Genomic DNA, 17,930 nt, shown 5'->3' on the forward strand with positions numbered 1-17,930 from the left:
TGCCACCACCCACCTTGACCCTTTCGGGTGAGCGATGGGGCATTTCCGGGTGATCCCGCTGACCCAGCGCTTTCCCGTATGCTTCCCAACCGAGGTCGCTCGACTACGGAGAGGCGTAACCGCACATGAGCGAGGTGGGAGCGGCGCCACTGCCCGACGTGCCGGGACTGACCGGCTCCGGCCGCGGCGGCTTCGCCGTGGCGCCGGAACTGGCGGCCGACACCTACGCGAAGCTCGGCGCGCTGCAGGACGTGGTCGGCGAAATGGTGCGCGAGGCCAAGGTCCTCGGCCGCTCGGTGCCGCTCGGCAGCGGGTACGCCGCCGAAGTCGGCGATTTCATGGCGCGCTACGGCATGGGCGGCGGCGAGAGCTCGGCCGTCGAGCAGCTCACCTCGTTCGGCAAGGAGCTCGAAGACCTGAAGCGGCGGATCGCCGGCGCCCTGGAGAAGTACCGGGACCGGGACGAGGACGCGGCCGGCGGGGTGGACTGCTCCGGTGGCTGACCGCACGAGGCTTCTGCTGCTGGTTCCCGCGCTGCTCGCGGTCGCCGCCTGCGGCGCCCGGGTACCCGCGGGCCAGAACGCGATGGCCGCCCACGTGCTGCCTTCGACCGGAGGCGACGCTCCCGGAACCGCCCCCTCGGCTGCGCCGGATTCCCTGGCTCGGCTCGACCCGTGCGCGCTGCTCTCGCCGGCGGACCGCTCGAGCGCCGGGCTGACCCAGCTCGGGAAGCCGAAGACGATCGGCGAGGCGCGGGCCTGCGACTGGACCGCGCCGGCCACCTTCGGCGTCACCGTCACCCTCGATGGGGAGAACGGGCTGTCCAACCTCGACGTCTCGCACGGCACCCGCACCAAGAAGAAGGTGGGCGCGCACCAGGCGGTGCAGCTCGCGGACCGCAAGGCCACCGACGGGACCTGCGCGGTGCTGCTCGGCGTCGGCCGCTCCGCGAGCGTGCAGGTGGACGTCAGCAACTCGACCTTCGCCGACACCCCCCTCGCCTGCACCCGGGCCACCACCGTGGCCGGTCTGGTGGAGCCCAAGCTGCCCTGACCCCCGCTCCTGACCTCCCTGCTCCAGAAGAACTGCCCGAGAAAACCGCCCCGCGAAACGGAAGGTGTGCCGTGTCCGCTGCTTTCCCGGCCGTCCCGGAGCCGACCGCCCGGTACGAGTCCTACAGCCACGAGGCCCTGGCCGCCCAGACCGAGCAGGGCAACGACCCGGCGTCGGCCGGTGCGGCGGGCGCGCGCTGGAGCGAGCTGTCCCGCCGCCTGCGTGACTCCACCGCGGAACTGGCCTCGTTGGTCGCCGGCAGCCAGGAGTCGTGGCGGGGCGAGACCGGGGACGCGGTGCGCGCGGTGCTGGGCCGGGCCGCCGGCTGGCTCGTCGACTCGGCCGCGGTGGCGGGGGTGGTCGGGGAGTCCGTGGCCGGTCAGGCGGAGGTCGCGGCGCGGGCCCGGGCGGACATGCCGCCGCCGGTGGAGCTCGACCCGGCCGGGATGATCCGCTCGGCCGCGGCGAGCGGGAACGTGCTGGCGCTGGCCGGGCTGTCGGCCGTGCTGGACGCCCGCCGCGCGGAAGCCGAGGCGGCGCGGCAGAAGGCGATCGACGTGCTGCACACCCGGGACGCCGCGTTGCACGCCCTGGTACCGGGCGTGGCCTTCCCGGCGGTGCCGGCCCTGGGGCAGCCGGCTTGATCCGGGTCTCCGCGTCGGCCTTCGACGTGCTGTGGACCGACCTGGGCCTGGGCCCCCCGCCGGTGCCGCTGACCGTGCGCAGCGTCGGGTCCACCACCGGTGAACGGGCGGAGATCCGGGCCGAGGTCTACCGCAACCTCGGCGAGCGCGGGCTGTTCGACGGGCGGTCGGTCGACCCGGTCCTGGAAGGACGGCTGCGCCTGCTGGACGGGGCCGAACGGCTCGTGGCCGGCGAAGCCCTGGTCGACATGACGGCGGAGGTGCCGTTCCGCGCGGTGGCCGCGGTCCGCGGCCGGTCCGGGGTGCTGGCCGTGCAGCCCTCGCAGACGATCGCGCTGAGCGGGATCCGCGGCGGGGAACTGGGTACCGCGATCGTCGAGCTGCTGCCGGAGCTGGGCGCCGGCCCGGGGTACGGGGTCAGCCTGCCCGCGGAGCAGGTCGCCGGGGCCGAGGACTCGTTGTTCGGCGGCCGCGGGGCCAGAACGGCGGCTGCGGCGGCGGCCCCCGCCTCGGCGGCGTCGGCGGCCCAGGTGCGGGAGGTGCTGGCCATCCAGGCCCGGCCGGTCTACGCGGCGGGGCAGTTCAGTGCTTATGCTCGGGGTACCGGCGGCCGGGTGACCCGGCTGGGCGGCTTCACCTGGTTCGACACCGACGTGGGCGCCTACTGCGCGTCCACCTCGGCCGGCCGGGGCGGGCAGGACTGGGTGAACGTCTCCCCGGTGGACGGCGCCCGGCTGGCCGAGCGGATCACCGGGCTGTTCGCTTCGGACTGAGCACCGGGCGCGCGCGGCGAGCCCCCGAACGACGACCGTCCCGGCCGCAGGTCCTCCGGCGGCGACGGCCCACTGATCCCCACCGGTCCTCACCCCGTTCTCCACCGGTCCCCACCCCGTTCCCCACCGGCCCCCACCCAGTCCCCATCGAGCCCCCGAAGTAGGGCGGATTGGTCCTCAGACGGACGAAAACCGGACGCGTCAGGCCCGGTCCGGGTTGCCCGTCGCCCCCGCAGCGGGGGATCTTGACCACGGCCCCCCACCCACCCCCCACCAGCACCCACCGTTCTGACCTGCGCAAACGGCAGACACGACGGAGTGGTGGGCGGGTTTCTCGCGTTGACTGTGGTGAAAAGTGGGGTACGGTGGTGATTAGTGGGGCGGAAGGGAGCCCCGTGGCCGGAGCTGGAGTGGTTCGCCAAACCGGAGCCGGTAGGGAGGTGGTGGCCGATGTTCCTCGGCACCCACACCCCGAAGCTGGACGACAAGGGGCGGCTCACGCTTCCCGCCAAGTTCCGCGACGCCTTGGCCGGCGGGCTGATGATCACCAAGGGGCAGGACCACTGCCTCTTCGTCTTCCCCAGGGCCGAGTTCGAGCAGATGGCTCGGAAGGTCGCCGACGCCCCGTTCACCAACGAGGCGGTCCGGGCCTACCAGCGCTACCTGTTCGCCGGGACCGACGAACAACGCCCGGACGGGCAGGGGCGCATCGCCATCGCGTCCGAGCTCCGGCGCTACGCCGGGCTGAGCAAGGAATGCGTGGTGATCGGTGCGATCACCCGGCTGGAGATCTGGGACGCCCAAGCGTGGCAGGGCTACCTGGACGAACACGAGGACAGCTACGCGAAGGCTCGAGAGGAAGTTCTACCGGGCGTCTTCTGAGGACGTGGCCAGCGGAGCACCTGCGTCGTCGGGGGACGAAGGTAGGCCGTGGCCGGGTCATCGGGAGGCCGTCCACCGCGGATGCCGTGAGGCCTCTGTCCGCTCTTTGACCCTGGCGCACCTTCCCCGGTGCCAGGTCGGCAAGCGGGCGGGCAGGGACCTGACGGCATCCGCCGCATCTTCCCCGGGGTGGGCGAGCACGAGAGGGGGGAGGAGCCGTGACGGACGGGCCCGAGCACGTTCCGGTACTGCTGGCGCGCATCATCGAGCTGTTCACCCCCGCGTTCGCCGACCGCGACGCCGTGCTGGTGGACGCGACCGTCGGCCTCGGCGGCCACTCCGACGCCCTGCTCGAAGCCTTCCCCCGGCTTCGCCTGATCGCGCTGGACCGCGACCCCGCCGCGCTGGAGCGCTCGGCCGAGCGGCTCGCGCCCCACGGCGACCGGGTCGACTTCGTGCACACGGTCTACGACGGCCTCCCGGAGGCGCTCGACGGTCTCGGACTGTCCCGTGTGGACGGCATCCTGTTCGACCTCGGCGTCTCCTCGATGCAGCTCGACCGCGCCGAACGCGGCTTCGCCTACGCGAAGGACGCCCCGCTGGACATGCGGATGGACCCGACCACCGGCTTCACCGCGGCCGACGTGCTCAACACCTACGCACCCGGTGAACTGATCCGGATCCTGCGCGACTACGGCGAGGAGCGGTTCGCGCAGCGGATCGTCCGGGCCGTGGTCAACGCGCGGGAGAAGGAGCCCTTCACCCGCAGCGGGCGGCTGGTGGAGCTGCTCTACGACGCGGTGCCCGCGGCGAGCCGCCGCACCGGCGGCCACCCGGCCAAGCGCACGTTCCAGGCGCTGCGGATCGAGGTCAACGGCGAGCTGGAGGTGCTGCGCCGGGCTCTGCCCGCCGCGCTGTCCGCGCTCGCCGTGGACGGCCGCATCGTGGTCGAGTCCTACCAGTCGCTCGAAGACCGCCTGGTCAAGCAGGCCCTGGCGGCGCTGGCCAAGTCCCGGACACCCGAGGGGCTGCCGGTCGAGCTGCCCGGGCACGGCCCGGAGCTGAGACTCCTGACGCGGGGGGCCGAGAAGGCCGGCGAAGGCGAGATCGAGCACAACCCGCGCGCCGCCTCGGTGCGGCTGCGGGCAGCACAGAGGATCGGAGAGCCGCGATGACCGCACCCACGAAGTCCCGTCGCCGTTCGGGCGAGCAGGCGACCCGCCGGCGCGCGCAGGCGGGGACCACGCTCGAGCAGGAACCGGAGACCGCCCAGCCGGAAGCTTCGCCCCGGCGTGGTTCGCGCGGCAAGCCCACGGCGGCGGACCGGGCCTACGCGCGCCGCGCCCAGCGGGCCGACCTGCTCCAGCAGCGCGGGCCGAAGCGCGCGGTGGCCGAGGCCACCCCGCTGAAGGTCACGCCCAAGGTCAAGCGCGGGCTGCGCTGGCCGCGGTCGCGCGCCTCCTTCGTGCTGATCATGATGGGCTTGCTCGTGGCCGGTGTCGCCTCCACGCTCTGGCTGACCACGCAGGCGATCGCCGACTCCTACCGGCTCGAGCAGCTGCGCACCGCCAACGCGACCCTGGCCGAGTCCAAGGGCCGGCTCGAGCGCGAGGTGGCCAAGGCGCAGTCGCCCGCCTCGCTCGCGCCCGCGGCGAAGCAGCTGGGCATGGTGCCCGGCGGCGACCCGGCGCGCCTGGTGGTGGGTGCGGACGGCAAGACCACGCTGGTCGGCGATCCGCACAAGGCCCAGGGCGACGACCAGCCGGCGCCGGTCGCGGAGCCGGTCGCCCCGGCCGCCGGGACCCAGGGCACCGCGCCGATCGAAGGGGACCAGCCCGCGGTGCCGGCCGACGCCGGGCCCGTGATCCAGGGGGGACAGTGATGGCGGCCGGTCGGACGAGCCAGGCGCGGGCGCGCGCGGCGGGCAGCGCGCGGCGCACCTACGCCGCGGGCACCCGGCGCGCGGTGGCCAAGCGCACCAACGGCGGGCACCGGGGCCGGTTCTCCGCCGTACGGCTCCTGCTGGTCGCGCTGATGGTGATCGCGGGCGCGAAACTGGTGCAGGTGCAGTGGTTCGAGGCCCCGACGCTGTCGGCCGCGGCCGAGCGGCAGCGCACGCTGACCATCGACATCCCGGCCCAGCGCGGGTCCATTGTGGACCGCAATGGGGCCAAGCTGGCGTTCAGCGTGGAAACGCGCACCCTGTCGGTGAACCTCAAGACGCTGCACAAGTCGATGGACGACTACGCGGCCAAGAACCCGGGCAAGGGGCGGAACTTCGAGACCGAGGTCACCGCGGCGGCCAGGTACATCTCGGCCAGGGTGCCGAACCTGAGCACCGAGCAGGAGCTGCTGACGCTGCTGCACAAGCCGGCCTCGTTCACCTACCTGGTCAACGACGTCGAGCCCTCGGTGGCCGACGACATCGTGAAGAAGTTCGCCTGGATCGCCGTGGAGAAGCGGGCCAAGCGCGAGTACCCGGGTGACACGCTGGCCTCGAACATCGTCGGGCTGGCCAACTGGCGGCTGGACGACCCCGACGTCTCCAAGCACAACCTGCACGGCGTGGTCGGGCTGGAGCAGTCGCGGGACAACGACCTGGCCGGCACGCCGGGCCGGGAGATCGTGAACACCCAGAACGGCAACGACAACCTGTACCTGCCGGGCACCGAGCACGTGCTGCAGGCCGCCATCCCGGGCTCCGACCTGGAGCTGACCATCGATTCGGACCTGCAGTACGAGCTGCAGCGCCAGCTCGGGGACTACGTCGCGCAGTCGCACGCCAAGGGCGGCCAGGCCGTGGTGATGGACTCGAAGACCGGTGAGGTCTACGCGCTGGCCGACGACCAGACGTTCAACCCCAACGACAAGTCCACCTTCCAGGACGAGCTGCTCAACGACCGCGCGGTCACCACGCCGTTCGAGCCGGGCTCGGTGAACAAGGTCGTCACCGCCACCGCGGCGATCGACGAGGGCGTGGCCACGCCCACGTCCACCACCTCGGTGCCCGGCCAGCTCCAGATCGCCGACGCCACCGTGCACGACGCCTGGGTGCACGGCACCCAGAACTTCACCACGGCCGGCATCTTCGCCAAGTCGTCCAACATCGGCACCCTGCTGCTGGCCCAGCAGGTCGGCCCGGACCGCTACTCGGCGCTGCTGAAGAGGTTCGGCATCGGCCAGCGCACCGGGCTCGGCCTGCCGGGCGAGAGCCCCGGTTACGTGCCCGCGCGCGACCAGTGGGCGGCGACCACCTTCGGCAACCTGCCGATCGGGCAGGGCCTGTCCATGACGGTCGTGCAGATGACCGGGATGTACCAGGCGATCGCGAACGACGGGCTGCGCGTGCCGCCGCGGGTCGTCAAGGCGAAGCAGAACCCGGACGGCACCCTGGTGCCGGAGCCCGCGCCGAAACCGGTGCAGGTGGTGAGCCCGCAGACGGCCAAGACCGTGCGCGAGATGTTCCGCGCGGTGGTGCAGAACGCCAAGGGCGGGCAGTCGGGCACCGCGCCCACCGCCGAGCTCGAGGGGTACCAGATCTCCGGCAAGACCGGCACCGGCCAGCAGGTGGACCCGCGGACCAAGGCCTACAGCGACCACCTGTACAACATCACCTTCGCCGGCATCCTGCCCGCCGACCACCCGCGGTTCGTGGTCGGCATCCGGCTCGACGCGCCGGACACCACGCTGCCCGCCGGGCACTCCGCGGCGCCGCTGTTCCACACCATCGCCTCGTACCTGACCCAGCGGTACCAGATCCCGCTCTCGGACGGCCCGGCGCCGGTGGTCCCGCTCGTCCAGCCCTGAGCCGCGGCTCCTGCGCCCCCGAGTCCCCGAGGCCCCCGGCCCCACGTCCGACGTGGGGCCGGGGGCCTCGGCGGCGTTCCGGCCGGGATAGTCCACATGGGCTGGTGGCGTCACCGGAAATCGTTGCGCCGCAAGGGTCTGCTCGAGCTCCTTTAGCACAAGGCCCCTTCGCGCACCCTTTGGCCGTACCGCCTTGGGTCACCCGGATGCCACCTCGGTAACCTCTCGGGCGTGTCCGTGTCCTCGTCCCAGTCCCAGAGCGAGCCGGCGGCCCCGGCGCCGCCGGGCAGCCCGGTGAAGGCGGTCCCCGCCCCGCCGCGCCCGGCCCGGATCGAACCGGTGCCGCTGGCCACCCTGCTCGCCCGCGCGGGCGCGCGGCTCGCCGCCGACCACCCCGGCGCGGACGGCCTCGCCGTCGCCGGAGCCACCCTGCGCGCCCAGCAGGTGCGGCCCGGCGACCTGTTCGCCGGCCTGCCCGGCGCCCGCGCGCACGGGGCCGACTTCAGCGCCCAGGCCGCCGCCGCCGGGGCCGCCGCGGTGCTCACCGACCCGGCCGGCGCCGAGCGGCCCGCGGTGCGCGAAGCGGGCGTGCCGGTCCTGGTGCACCCGGACCCGCGCGCCGCGCTCGGCGAGATCGCCGCCTGGATCTACGGCGAGCCCTCGCTGCGGCTGTCCGTGCTCGGCGTCACCGGCACCTCGGGCAAGACCACCACCTCCTACCTGGTCGACTCCGGGCTGCGCGCGGCCGGGCTGAGCACCGGGCTGATCGGCACGGTGGAGACCCGGATCGCGGGCGAGCGCCTGGCCAGCGGTTTCACCACCCCGGAGGCGCCGGACCTGCAGGCGCTGCTCGCGGTGATGCTGGAGCGCGGGGTCACGCACGTGCCGATGGAGGTCTCCAGCCACGCGCTGGCGCTGGGCCGGGTCAACGGCACCCGGTTCGCGGTCGGCGCGTTCACCAACCTCTCCCAGGACCACCTGGACTTCCACCACGACATGGCCGAGTACTTCGCGGCCAAGTCGCTGCTGTTCGACGGCCGCGCCACCACCGAGGTGGTCGTGGTGGACAACTCCTGGGGCCGGATGCTGCTCACCCCGCAGACGGTGACCGTCTCGATCGAGCCGGGCACCGACGCGCGGTGGCGCGCCTCGGACATCGAGGCCACCCCGGCCGGGGAGCAGACCTTCACCCTGCACGGTCCGGACGGGCCGGCCACCGCCGCCCGGATCCCGCTGCCGGGCGCGTTCAACGTGGCCAACGCGGTGCTCGCCGCCGCCATGCTGGGCAGCGCCGGGATCGACCCGGCCGACATCGTCCGCGGTCTGGCCGCGGTCGAGGTGCCGGGCCGGATGGAGCGGGTCCACCTGGGCCAGGACTTCACCGCGGTGGTCGACTACGCGCACAAGCCCGCGGCCGTGGCCCAGGGCCTCGACGCGCTGCGGGCGCGCACCGAAGGCCGGATCATCACCGTGCTCGGCTGCGGCGGCGACCGCGACACGGCCAAGCGCCCGATGATGGGCGAGGCCGCCGCGCGCCGCAGCGACGTGCTGATCGTGACCGACGACAACCCGCGCTCGGAGGACCCGGCCGCGATCCGCGCGGCGATGCTCGCGGGCGCCCGCGGCGCCGGCCCGTCCCGGGGCGGCGAGGTGCTGGAGGTCGGCGACCGCCGCGAAGCCATCGCCCACGCCGTTTCGCTCGCCCGCCCGGGCGACATCGTCTTCATCGCCGGCAAGGGCCACGAGACCGGCCAGGAGGTCCGGGGTGTGGTGCACCCGTTCTCCGACCGGGACGAGCTCGAGGCCGCCATTCGCGAGCATCTCGAGGTGAATGCGTGATCGAGCTCAGCCTGGCCGAGATCGCCGACGTCGTCGGCGGCCGGCTGCACGGGACCGACGGATCCCCGGTGGTGACCGGGAGGGTCGAGTTCGACACGCGGGAGCTGGGCCCGGGCGGGCTGTTCATCGCCCTGCCGGGCGAGCGCGTGGACGGCCACGACTTCGCCGCGCAGGCGGTGGCGGCCGGTGCCGTCGCCGTGCTGGCCGGGCGGGAGGTCGACGCACCCGCCGTCGTCGTGCCGCCGCTGCCCGCCGGGCAGGCGCACGAGCGCTCGGTGGCGCTGGCCGGCGACACCGACGGCTCCGGCGCCGCGGTGCTGGCCGCGCTGGCCAAGCTCGCCCGCCACGTGGTGGACCGGCTGACCGCGGACGGGCTGACCGTCGTGGGCATCACCGGCTCCTCGGGCAAGACCTCGACCAAGGACGTGATCGCGCAGCTGCTGGAGCCGCTCGGCCCCACGGTCGCGCCGCCCGGGTCGTTCAACAGCGAGCTCGGCCACCCGTGGACGGCGCTGCGCGCCGGCCGCGACACGAAGTACCTGGTGCTGGAGCTGTCCGCCCGCGGACCGGGGCACATCGCCGAGCTGGCCGCGATCGCGCCGCCGAAGATCGGCGTGGTGCTGAACGTCGGCAGCGCGCACGTCGGCGAGTTCGGTTCGCGCGAGGGCATCGCGCAGACCAAGGGGGAGCTGGTCGAGGCGCTGCCGGAAACCGGCGTGGCCGTGCTCAACCTGGACGATCCGCTGGTCGCCGCCATGGCCGGCCGCACCTCGGCCCGGGTCGTCGGGGTGGGGGAGACCGCCTCGGCCCAGGTCCGCGCCGCCGAAATCACCCTCGACGAGCAGGCCCGGGCGTCGTTCCGGCTGATCACCCCGGCCGGGGACGCGCAGGTGGCGCTGCCGCTGCACGGCGAGCACCACGTCGGCAACGCGCTGTCCGCCGCGGCCGTCGCGCTGGAGCTGGGGGCCACGCCGGCCCAGATCGCCGAGCGGCTGTCCGCGCTGCAGCGGCGCTCGGCCCGCCGCATGGAGGTCACCACCCGGGCCGACGGCGTGACCGTGCTGAACGACGCGTTCAACGCCAACCCCGAATCGATGCGCGCCGGGCTCAAGGCACTCGCCTCGATGAGCGCGAACGGGCGCCGGTCCTGGGCCGTGCTCGGCGTGATGGGCGAGCTCGGCCCGGACGCGGTGAACGAGCACGACGCGCTCGGCCGGCTGGTCGTCCGGCTCAACATCGACAAGCTCGTGGTGGTCGGCCCCGAGGCCGCCGCCCTGCACCAGGGCGCGTTCCAGGAGGGTTCCTGGGGCGAGGAGTCGGTGCTGGTGCCGGACGTCGGGGCGGCTGTGGCGTTGCTGCGCGAGCAGCTCCGGCCAGGCGACGTCGTGCTGGTCAAGGCGTCCAAGGTGGCCGGCCTGTGGCGGGTGGCCGAGGCCCTGCTGGCCGATCCCCGGCCGTCCGATCCCCCGGAAACCGCCCCACCCGCTTCCCCTTCCCCCTCCTCCGAACGCTCGAACGGTGGTCACGCGTGATCAACATCCTGATCGCGGCCGCGGCGGGCCTGCTGGTCTCCATCCTGCTCACGCCGTACCTGATCCGGGTCTTCTCCCGGCAGGGCTTCGGGCAGGAGATCCGTGAAGAAGGCCCGCAGGGTCACAAGTCGAAGCGCGGCACCCCGACCATGGGTGGCGTGGCGATCATCATCGCGATGGTCGTCGGCTACTTCGTCGCGCACCTGGTCAGCTGGCTCGGCAACGCGCACAGCGCGGCCCCGTCCGCGTCCGGGCTGCTGGTGCTGATGCTGGCCGTGGGCCTCGGGGTCGTCGGCTTCCTCGACGACTTCATCAAGATCCGGCGGCAGCGCAACCTCGGGCTGAACAAGACCGCCAAACTGGTCGGCCAGCTCGTGGTCACCGTCGTGTTCGCGGTGCTTTCGCTGCAGTTCGCCGACGAGCACGGGCTCACCCCGGCGTCGCAGAGCCTGTCCTACGCCCGAGACCTCGCGCTGATCACGTTCCCGTCGATCGTGTTCGTGATCTTCTGCTACGTGGTGATCTCCGGCTGGTCGAACGCGGTGAACTTCACCGACGGCCTCGACGGCCTGGCCGGGGGCGCCGCCGCGATGGTGCTGGCGACCTACGTGGTGATCTCGTTCTGGCAGGCCCGGCTGTCCTGCTGGCCGTCCCCGGCGCCCGCCTGCTACGACGTGCGCGACCCGCTCGACCTGGCCGTGGTCGCCGCCGCGGCCACCGGGGCCTGCGTCGGCTTCCTGTGGTGGAACGCCGCGCCGGCCAAGATCTTCATGGGCGACACCGGTTCCCTGGCCCTCGGCGGGCTGGTCGCCGGGCTGTCCATGACCACCCGCACCGAGCTGCTGGCCATCGTCATCGGCGGGCTGTTCATGGTCGAGATGATCTCGGTGGTCACCCAGATCGCGGTGTTCCGGACCACGCGGCGAAGGCTGTTCCGGATGGCGCCCTTCCACCACCACTTCGAACTGGCCGGGTGGGCGGAGACCACGGTGATCATCCGGTTCTGGCTGTTGTCCGCGGTCTGCTGCATGTTCGGCCTCGGGCTGTTCTACAGCGAGCAGCTCGGCCTCGGGAGCTAGGCCTTGTCGCGAGCCGCACTGGACCTCGACGGCCGGCCCGTGCTCGTCGCGGGCGCCGGGGTCACCGGGAAGTCGGTGGTCCCGGTGCTGCGCGAGCTGGGCGCGCGGGTCACGGTCACCGACGGCAACGCCGAGCGGCTGGCCGAGCTGTCCGGGCTGGGAGCGGAGCTGGTGCCCGGGCTGGCCGAGCCCCCGCCGGGCACGGCGCTGGTGGTGACCAGTCCCGGCTGGCGGCCGAGCTCCCCGCTGCTGGTCGCCGCGGCCGCGGCCGGGATCGAGGTGATCGGCGACGTCGAGCTGGCCTGGCGGGTCGGTCAGCGGCGCGAGCACCCGCCGTCCTGGCTGGTGATCACCGGCACCAACGGCAAGACCACCACCGTCGGCATGCTTGAGTCGATCCTGCGCGCCGCCGGGTCCGACGTCGTGGCCTGCGGGAACGTCGGCTACGCGGTGCTGGACGCGGTCCGGGCCGGGCACTCCGTGCTCGCCGTGGAGCTGTCCAGCTTCCAGCTGCACTGGTCCTCCACGCTGGCGCCGGAGGCGTCGGTGGTGCTCAACCTGGCCGAGGACCACCTCGACTGGCACGGCTCGATGGCGGAGTACGCCGCCGCCAAGGGCCGGGTGCACGCGCGTTCGCGCGTGGTCGTGCACAACGCCCAGGACGAGTGGTCCACCCGCCTGGCCGAGCAGCACGCGCCCGCCTCCGCCCGGCGCGTCGGGTTCCGGCTGGGCACCCCGGCCGCCGGGGAGTTCGGCCTGGTCGAGGACCTGCTGGTGGACCGGGCTTTCGTCGCCGACCCGGCGACCAGCGCGGAGGAGCTGGCCACACTGCCCGACGTGCGCCCGGCCGGTCCGCACAACGTGGCGAACGCGCTGGCCGCCGCCGCGCTCGCCCGGGCCCACGGCGCCGGTCCGGAGGCCGTGCGCCAGGGTCTGCGCGCTTACCGGCCGGAGCCGCACCGCGCCTCCGAGGTCGCCGAAGTCGGCGGCGTCCGTTACGTCGACGACTCGAAGGCGACCAATCCGCACGCGGCCTCGGGCTCCCTGCGCTCGCACGCCAGCGTCGTGTGGATCGCCGGGGGACAGCTCAAAGGCGCGTCGGTGGACGAACTGGTGGCCTCGATCGCCGGACGGCTGCGCGGGGTGGTGCTGCTCGGGGTGGATTCACCCGCGATCGCCGCCGCGGTCGCGCGACACGCGCCGGATGTCCCGGTGAACCGCCTCCACCCGGGTGACGATGAGCCCATGACTGCGGCGGTGAGTGCGGCCAGCGCGATGGCTCGCCCGGGAGACGTGGTGCTGCTCGCTCCCGCCGCGGCGTCCTTGGACATGTTCCCGAGCTACGGCGCGCGCGGAGACGCGTTCGCGAGCGCGGTGCGCGTCCTGGCCGACGGTGCGGCGGGGGCCTCGAATGACGGCAGTTGACGAGAAGAAGACCGAAGCCCGGCCGCGGCGGCGGCGCAAGGAGAGCCCGTTCGTGGCGCTGCGCTCGGCGCTGACCGCCTGGCTGTCGCGGCCGCTGGCCTCGTTCCACCTGGTGCTGGCGCTGACCGGGGTGCTGACCGTGATCGGCATGGTCATGGTGCTGTCCGCGTCCTCGGTCGCCTCCTACGACCCGAAGACCGGCAGCGGCGTGTACTCGATGTTCACCCGGCAGTTGCTGTTCGTCGCGATCGGCTCGATCGTGTTCTGGTTCGGCCTGCGGGTGCGGCTGGAGCGGATCCGCCGGATGTCGGCCACCACGGTGGTGGTCTGCCTCGGCCTGCTGCTGCTGGTGCTCACCCCGCTCGGCTCGACCGTCAACGGCTCGCAGGGCTGGTTCAAGCTCGGGGTGTTCACCTTCCAGCCGGTGGAGACGGCCAAGGTGGCGCTGGCCTTCTGGGGCGCGCACATCCTGGTGATCAAGTACAACCTGATCCACCAGTGGCGGCACCTGCTGGTGCCGGTGGTCCCGGTCGCGCTGCTGATGTTCGCCCTGGTCATGCTCCAGCCCGACCTCGGCGGCACGATCACCCTGGCCGTGGTGCTGCTGTCCCTGCTGTGGTTCGCGGGCGCGCCGAAACGGCTGTTCGGGGTGCTGCTCGCGGGCGGCCTGGCCGGGGTGCTGGTGCTGGCCATCATCGCCCCGTACCGGCTCGTGCGGGTGCTGTCCTTCCTCTCCCCGAGCGCCGACCTCACCACGGAGGGCTACCAGGCGAACCAGGCCAAGCTCGCGCTGGCCGACGGCGGGCTGTTCGGCAAGGGCCTCGGCCAGGGCGCGTCCAACTGGGGCTACCTGCCCAACGTGCAGAACGACTTCATCTTCGCGCTGATCGGCGAGGAGCTGGGGTTCGTCGGCTGCGCGGTGGTGCTGGCGCTGTTCGCCGGGGTGGCCGTGGTCGGCCTGCGCATCGCCACCCGCAACATCGACCCGTGGATCCGGATCGTCTCCGGCACGCTGACCATGTTCCTGGTCGCGCAGGCCGCGATCAACATCGGCTACGTGGTCGGCCTGCTGCCGGTCACCGGCGTCACCCTGCCGCTGATCTCCTACGGCGGCACCTCGCTGGTGATCACCATGCTCATCATGGGCGTGCTGGCCAACGCCGCCCGGCACGAGCCGGAGGCGGTGGCCGCACTGCGCTCGCAGGGCCCGGGTAAGTTCGGACGCCTGCTGAGGCTGCCCGCGCCCGACCCGTACCGCCCCCCGGCCACCCGCAAGGGACAGGCCGCGCGCGGACCGGGGCCGGGGGCGAAGGCCGCCCGGCCGGCGCCGCGCACCGCCCGGCCCGCCCCGGCGCAGGAGCGCCGCCGGACGGTCCGGCAGCCCGTGCGGCGGACCACCACCGCGCGGACCAGCGCGGCGCGGACAACAGCGAACCGCGGGGCCAGGGGCACCGCGAACCGGAAAGGTACTTGGTGAGCGAGCCCGTCCAGGGAGCCGGGCGATCACCCGTCGGCAAGGTGCCGACGGTGGTGGTCGCCGGAGGTGGCACCGCAGGACACATTGAACCCGCGCTCGCGCTGGCCGACGCCGTGCTGCGGCTGCGCCCCGACGCGAAGGTGGTGGCGCTCGGCACCGAGCGCGGCCTGGAGAACAAGCTGGTGCCCGCCCGCGGCTACCCGCTCGAGCTGATCCCGCCGGTTCCGCTGCCGCGCAAGCCGACGCCGGAGCTGCTGCGGCTGCCGCTGAAGGTCCGCGACTCGGTGCGCCGCACGCGCGAGGTGCTCGAGCGCGTCGGCGCCGACGTCGTGGTCGGCTTCGGCGGTTACGTGGCGCTCCCGGCCTACCTGGCCGCGCGCGGCCGGACGCCGATCGTGGTGCACGAGGCCAACCAGTCGCCGGGGCTGGCCAACAAGGTGGGCGCGCGGTTCGCCGCCCGGGTCGCGGTCGCCGTGCCCGGTACGCCGCTGCCCCGGGCCGAGGTGGTCGGCATCCCGCTGCGCCGCTCCATCACCACGCTGGACCGCGCCGCGCTGCGGGCCGAGGCCCGCAAGTTCTTCGACCTCGACCCGGACGCCCCGACCCTGCTGGTGTTCGGCGGCTCGCAGGGCGCGGCCTCGATCAACGCCGCCGTGGCCGGCGCGGCCAAGGAGCTGGCCGAGGCCGGCGTCGGCGTGCTGCACGCGCACGGGCCGAAGAACACCCTGGCCGTGCAGGAGTTCCCGGGCCGCCCGGCCTACGTGCCGGTGCCCTACCTGGAACGGATGGACCTGGCCTACGCCGCGGCCGACGTCGTGGTGTGCCGCTCGGGCGCGATGACCGCGGCCGAGGTGTCCGCGGTCGGGTTGCCCGCGGTGTTCGTGCCGCTGCCGCACGGCAACGGCGAGCAGGCGGTGAACGCGCAGCCGGCGGTCGACGCCGGGGCCGCGCTGGTGGTGCTCGACGCCGACCTCTCGCCCGGCAAGGTCGCCGAGCTGGTCGTGCCGCTGGTCGTGGACGCCGCCCGGGTCGCGGCGATGAGCGCGGCCGCGGTCGGGCTGGGGCACCGCGAGGCCGACGAGACGCTGGCCAAGATCGTGCTGGAGGCGGCCGGTGCCTGAATCCCCGCGGCTGCCGGAAGAGCTGCGCCGCGCCCACCTGATCGGGATCGGCGGGGCCGGGATGTCCGGCATCGCCCGGATCCTGCTGGCCCGCGGCGCGTTCGCCTCGGGCTCGGACGCCAAGGAGTCCCGCGCCCTGCTGTCGCTGCGCGCGCAGGGGGCCGAGCTGTTCGTCGGCCAGCGGGCGGAGAACCTGGACGCGCTGGCCGAGCCGCCGTCCGCGGTGGTGGTCTCGACCGCGATCAAGGAGACCAACCCGGAGCTGGCCGCGGCCCGCGAGCGCGGCATCCCGGTGCTGCACCGCGCGCAGGCGCTGGCCGGGCTGATGGCCGGGCACCGCGTGGCCTGCATCGCCGGCACGCACGGCAAGACCTCGACCACCTCGATGCTCACCGTGGCGTTGCAGCACTGCCGGATGGACCCGTCGTTCGCGATCGGCGGCGACCTCAACGAGTCCGGCGCGAACGCCCACCACGGTGAGGGCGGCGTCTTCGTCGCGGAGGCCGACGAGAGCGACGGCTCGTTCCTGACCTACACCCCGGCGGTGGCGGTGGTGACCAACGTCGAGCCCGACCACCTCGACCACCACGGCACGGCCGAGGCCTACGTGCGGGTGTTCACCGAGTTCATCGCCCGGATCGAACCGGGCGGCCTGCTGATCGTCTGCGCCGACGACGAGGGCGCGGCCGAGCTGGGTGACGAGGCCGAGGCGGGGGGCGTGCGCGTGCGCCGCTACGGCCGCACCGCCGGCGGGCCCGGCGACGCCCGGGTGCTCGGCTACCGCCCGGCGCCCGACGGCGGGGTGGTGCGGATCGCGTTGGACGGCGAGGAGCGCGACATCCGCGTCGCGGTGCCGGGGGAGCACATGGCCCTCAACGCGATCGCCGCGCTGCTGGCCGGGCTCGAGCTGGGCGCCCCGGTGGCCGGGCTGGCCGACGGGCTGGCCGCGTTCGGCGGGGTGCGCCGCCGGTTCGAGTTCAAGGGCCGCGCGGGCGACGTCCGGGTCTACGACGACTACGCCCACCACCCGACGGAGGTCGGCGCGCAGCTGCGCGCCGTGCGGACCGCCGCGGGGGAGGGCCGGGTGCTGGTGGTCTTCCAGCCGCACCTTTACTCGCGCACGCAGACCTTCGCCCCCGAGTTCGCCGAAGCGCTGTCGCTGGCCGACGAAGTGGTGGTGCTGGACGTCTTCGGCGCGCGCGAGGAGCCCGTTCCCGGGGTCACCGGCGCGCTGATCGCCGACCGGGTCACGGGCTCCGTGCGGTACGAGCCCGCCTTCGACGCCGCCGCCCGCCTGGTCGCCGACCTGGCCGAGCCGGGTGACCTGGTGGTCACCATGGGCGCGGGCGACGTCACGCAGCTGGGTCCGGAGATCCTGGCCCAGCTGGACTCCCGGACCGCCGGCGCATGAGCCCGACCAGGGAGCACCGCCGCTCGCCCGAGCCCGAGCAGGGCGAGCGGGACCGGGCTGCCCTGGCGCGGGAGCGGCGGGGGCGGCGCTCGGAAGCGGAGCGCCGCCGCACCCGCTCGAGCCGCGCGACGCGCCCGGCCGCGGCCTCCTCGGCGTCCGCCGTGCGGGCCCGGCCCAGCCGGCGCACGGAGATCCGCCGCCGCTGGGTGGCGCTGCTCTCGGTGCTCACCGTCGTCGCGGCGGTGTACTTCCTGTTCTTCAGCTCGGTGCTCGGTGTGCACGAAGTCGCGGTGCAGGGCGCGAAACAGGTTTCGGCGGACCAGATCCGGGCCACCGCGGCGGTCCCGGCCGGCCAGCCGATGCTGCGGGTCGACGCCGACGAGATCCGTGACCGGGTGGCCGCGATGTCCGGCGTCGCTACGGTGGACGTCTCCCGCTCGTGGCCGAACACGGTGGAGATCGCGGTGACCGAGCGGACGGCCATCGCCTTCTTCGACAGCGGCCCCGGCGGTGACGGCATCCACCTGGTCGACGGCGGCGGCGTGGTGTTCAAGACGGTCCGGGACCGCCCGGCCGGGCTGCCCGAGCTCAAGCTGCCCAAGGTCTCGGTCGACGACCCGGTGACCCGGGCGGTGACGGCGGTGCTCGGGGTGATCCCGCAGGCCATGCTCAAGCAGGTCACCACGGCCACGGCCCAGACCCCGGCCAGCGTCGAGTTCACCCTGGCCGGCGGTCAGACGGTCCGCTGGGGCAACGCCGAGAAGACCGATCGCAAGGCCAAGGTCCTCGCCGCCCTGCTCACCCAGCCGGGCAAGGTCTACGACGTGTCGGCGCCGGAGCTGCCGACCATTTCCTCCTGACCGGTCTCCGTACTGGCCGAACCTTCT

Annotated in this window: 16 protein-coding genes; all 16 read left to right on the top strand. The window is 73.9% G+C overall.

Translation table 11 applies throughout. The features are described 5' to 3' along the window. Positions 1-125: 125 nt before the first annotated feature. On the top strand, positions 126-503 hold the full coding sequence (locus tag NYF13_RS28580; protein WP_315660975.1) for a hypothetical protein: 378 nt from the start codon (positions 126-128) through the stop codon (positions 501-503). Beyond that, positions 496-1,053, top strand: a complete 558-nt coding sequence (locus NYF13_RS28585) for a DUF3558 family protein (protein ID WP_315660977.1) — start codon at positions 496-498, stop codon at positions 1,051-1,053. Before NYF13_RS28580 ends, NYF13_RS28585 begins: the two co-directional genes overlap by 8 nt. 71 nt (positions 1,054-1,124) lie before the next feature. After that, positions 1,125-1,697 carry a PPE domain-containing protein gene (locus NYF13_RS28590; protein WP_315660979.1) on the top strand — a complete coding sequence of 191 codons (573 nt, stop codon included), beginning with the start codon at positions 1,125-1,127 and terminating at the stop codon, positions 1,695-1,697. Continuing rightward, a complete protein-coding gene (locus NYF13_RS28595) occupies positions 1,694-2,470 on the top strand; it encodes an ESX secretion-associated protein EspG (RefSeq protein ID WP_315660981.1) in 777 nt (258 codons plus the stop codon). The genes NYF13_RS28590 and NYF13_RS28595 overlap by 4 nt, the downstream gene beginning before the upstream one ends. 450 nt (positions 2,471-2,920) lie before the next feature. Further along, on the top strand, positions 2,921-3,352 hold the full coding sequence (gene mraZ / locus NYF13_RS28600; protein WP_315660983.1) for a division/cell wall cluster transcriptional repressor MraZ: 432 nt from the start codon (positions 2,921-2,923) through the stop codon (positions 3,350-3,352). Positions 3,353-3,570: 218 nt separating this feature from the next. After that, complete coding sequence (gene rsmH / locus NYF13_RS28605) at positions 3,571-4,527, top strand: 16S rRNA (cytosine(1402)-N(4))-methyltransferase RsmH (protein ID WP_315660985.1); 957 nt, start codon at positions 3,571-3,573, stop codon at positions 4,525-4,527. After that, positions 4,524-5,234 (top strand): hypothetical protein, encoded by a 711-nt coding sequence (locus NYF13_RS28610; RefSeq protein ID WP_315660987.1) that lies wholly within the window; start codon positions 4,524-4,526, stop codon positions 5,232-5,234. Before rsmH ends, NYF13_RS28610 begins: the two co-directional genes overlap by 4 nt. Beyond that, a complete protein-coding gene (locus NYF13_RS28615) occupies positions 5,234-7,159 on the top strand; it encodes a penicillin-binding protein 2 (RefSeq protein ID WP_315660989.1) in 1,926 nt (641 codons plus the stop codon). Before NYF13_RS28610 ends, NYF13_RS28615 begins: the two co-directional genes overlap by 1 nt. A gap of 294 nt (positions 7,160-7,453) precedes the next feature. Beyond that, a complete protein-coding gene (locus NYF13_RS28620; protein ID WP_315661262.1) occupies positions 7,454-8,998 on the top strand; it encodes a UDP-N-acetylmuramoyl-L-alanyl-D-glutamate--2,6-diaminopimelate ligase in 1,545 nt (514 codons plus the stop codon). Continuing rightward, on the top strand, positions 8,995-10,530 hold the full coding sequence (gene murF / locus NYF13_RS28625) for a UDP-N-acetylmuramoyl-tripeptide--D-alanyl-D-alanine ligase (protein WP_315660991.1): 1,536 nt from the start codon (positions 8,995-8,997) through the stop codon (positions 10,528-10,530). Before NYF13_RS28620 ends, murF begins: the two co-directional genes overlap by 4 nt. Next, positions 10,527-11,609, top strand: coding sequence for a phospho-N-acetylmuramoyl-pentapeptide-transferase (gene mraY, locus NYF13_RS28630; protein ID WP_315660993.1), 1,083 nt, complete (start codon positions 10,527-10,529; stop codon positions 11,607-11,609). Before murF ends, mraY begins: the two co-directional genes overlap by 4 nt. Positions 11,610-11,627: 18 nt before the next feature. Then, positions 11,628-13,034: a UDP-N-acetylmuramoyl-L-alanine--D-glutamate ligase gene (gene murD, locus NYF13_RS28635; RefSeq protein ID WP_315661263.1), complete on the top strand. Its 1,407-nt coding sequence runs from the start codon at positions 11,628-11,630 to the stop codon at positions 13,032-13,034. Next, on the top strand, positions 13,021-14,511 hold the full coding sequence (ftsW, locus tag NYF13_RS28640; protein WP_315660995.1) for a putative lipid II flippase FtsW: 1,491 nt from the start codon (positions 13,021-13,023) through the stop codon (positions 14,509-14,511). The genes murD and ftsW overlap by 14 nt, the downstream gene beginning before the upstream one ends. Continuing rightward, positions 14,508-15,632 (top strand): undecaprenyldiphospho-muramoylpentapeptide beta-N-acetylglucosaminyltransferase, encoded by a 1,125-nt coding sequence (gene murG, locus NYF13_RS28645; protein ID WP_315660997.1) that lies wholly within the window; start codon positions 14,508-14,510, stop codon positions 15,630-15,632. Before ftsW ends, murG begins: the two co-directional genes overlap by 4 nt. Further along, on the top strand, positions 15,625-17,043 hold the full coding sequence (gene murC, locus NYF13_RS28650) for a UDP-N-acetylmuramate--L-alanine ligase (protein WP_315660999.1): 1,419 nt from the start codon (positions 15,625-15,627) through the stop codon (positions 17,041-17,043). The genes murG and murC overlap by 8 nt, the downstream gene beginning before the upstream one ends. Then, a complete protein-coding gene (locus tag NYF13_RS28655; RefSeq protein WP_315661001.1) occupies positions 17,040-17,903 on the top strand; it encodes an FtsQ-type POTRA domain-containing protein in 864 nt (287 codons plus the stop codon). Before murC ends, NYF13_RS28655 begins: the two co-directional genes overlap by 4 nt. The last annotated feature ends 27 nt before the right edge of the window (positions 17,904-17,930 follow it).

It is taken from the genome of Amycolatopsis sp. PS_44_ISF1 (genome assembly GCF_032335455.1).
Lineage (GTDB): Bacteria > Actinomycetota > Actinomycetes > Mycobacteriales > Pseudonocardiaceae > Amycolatopsis.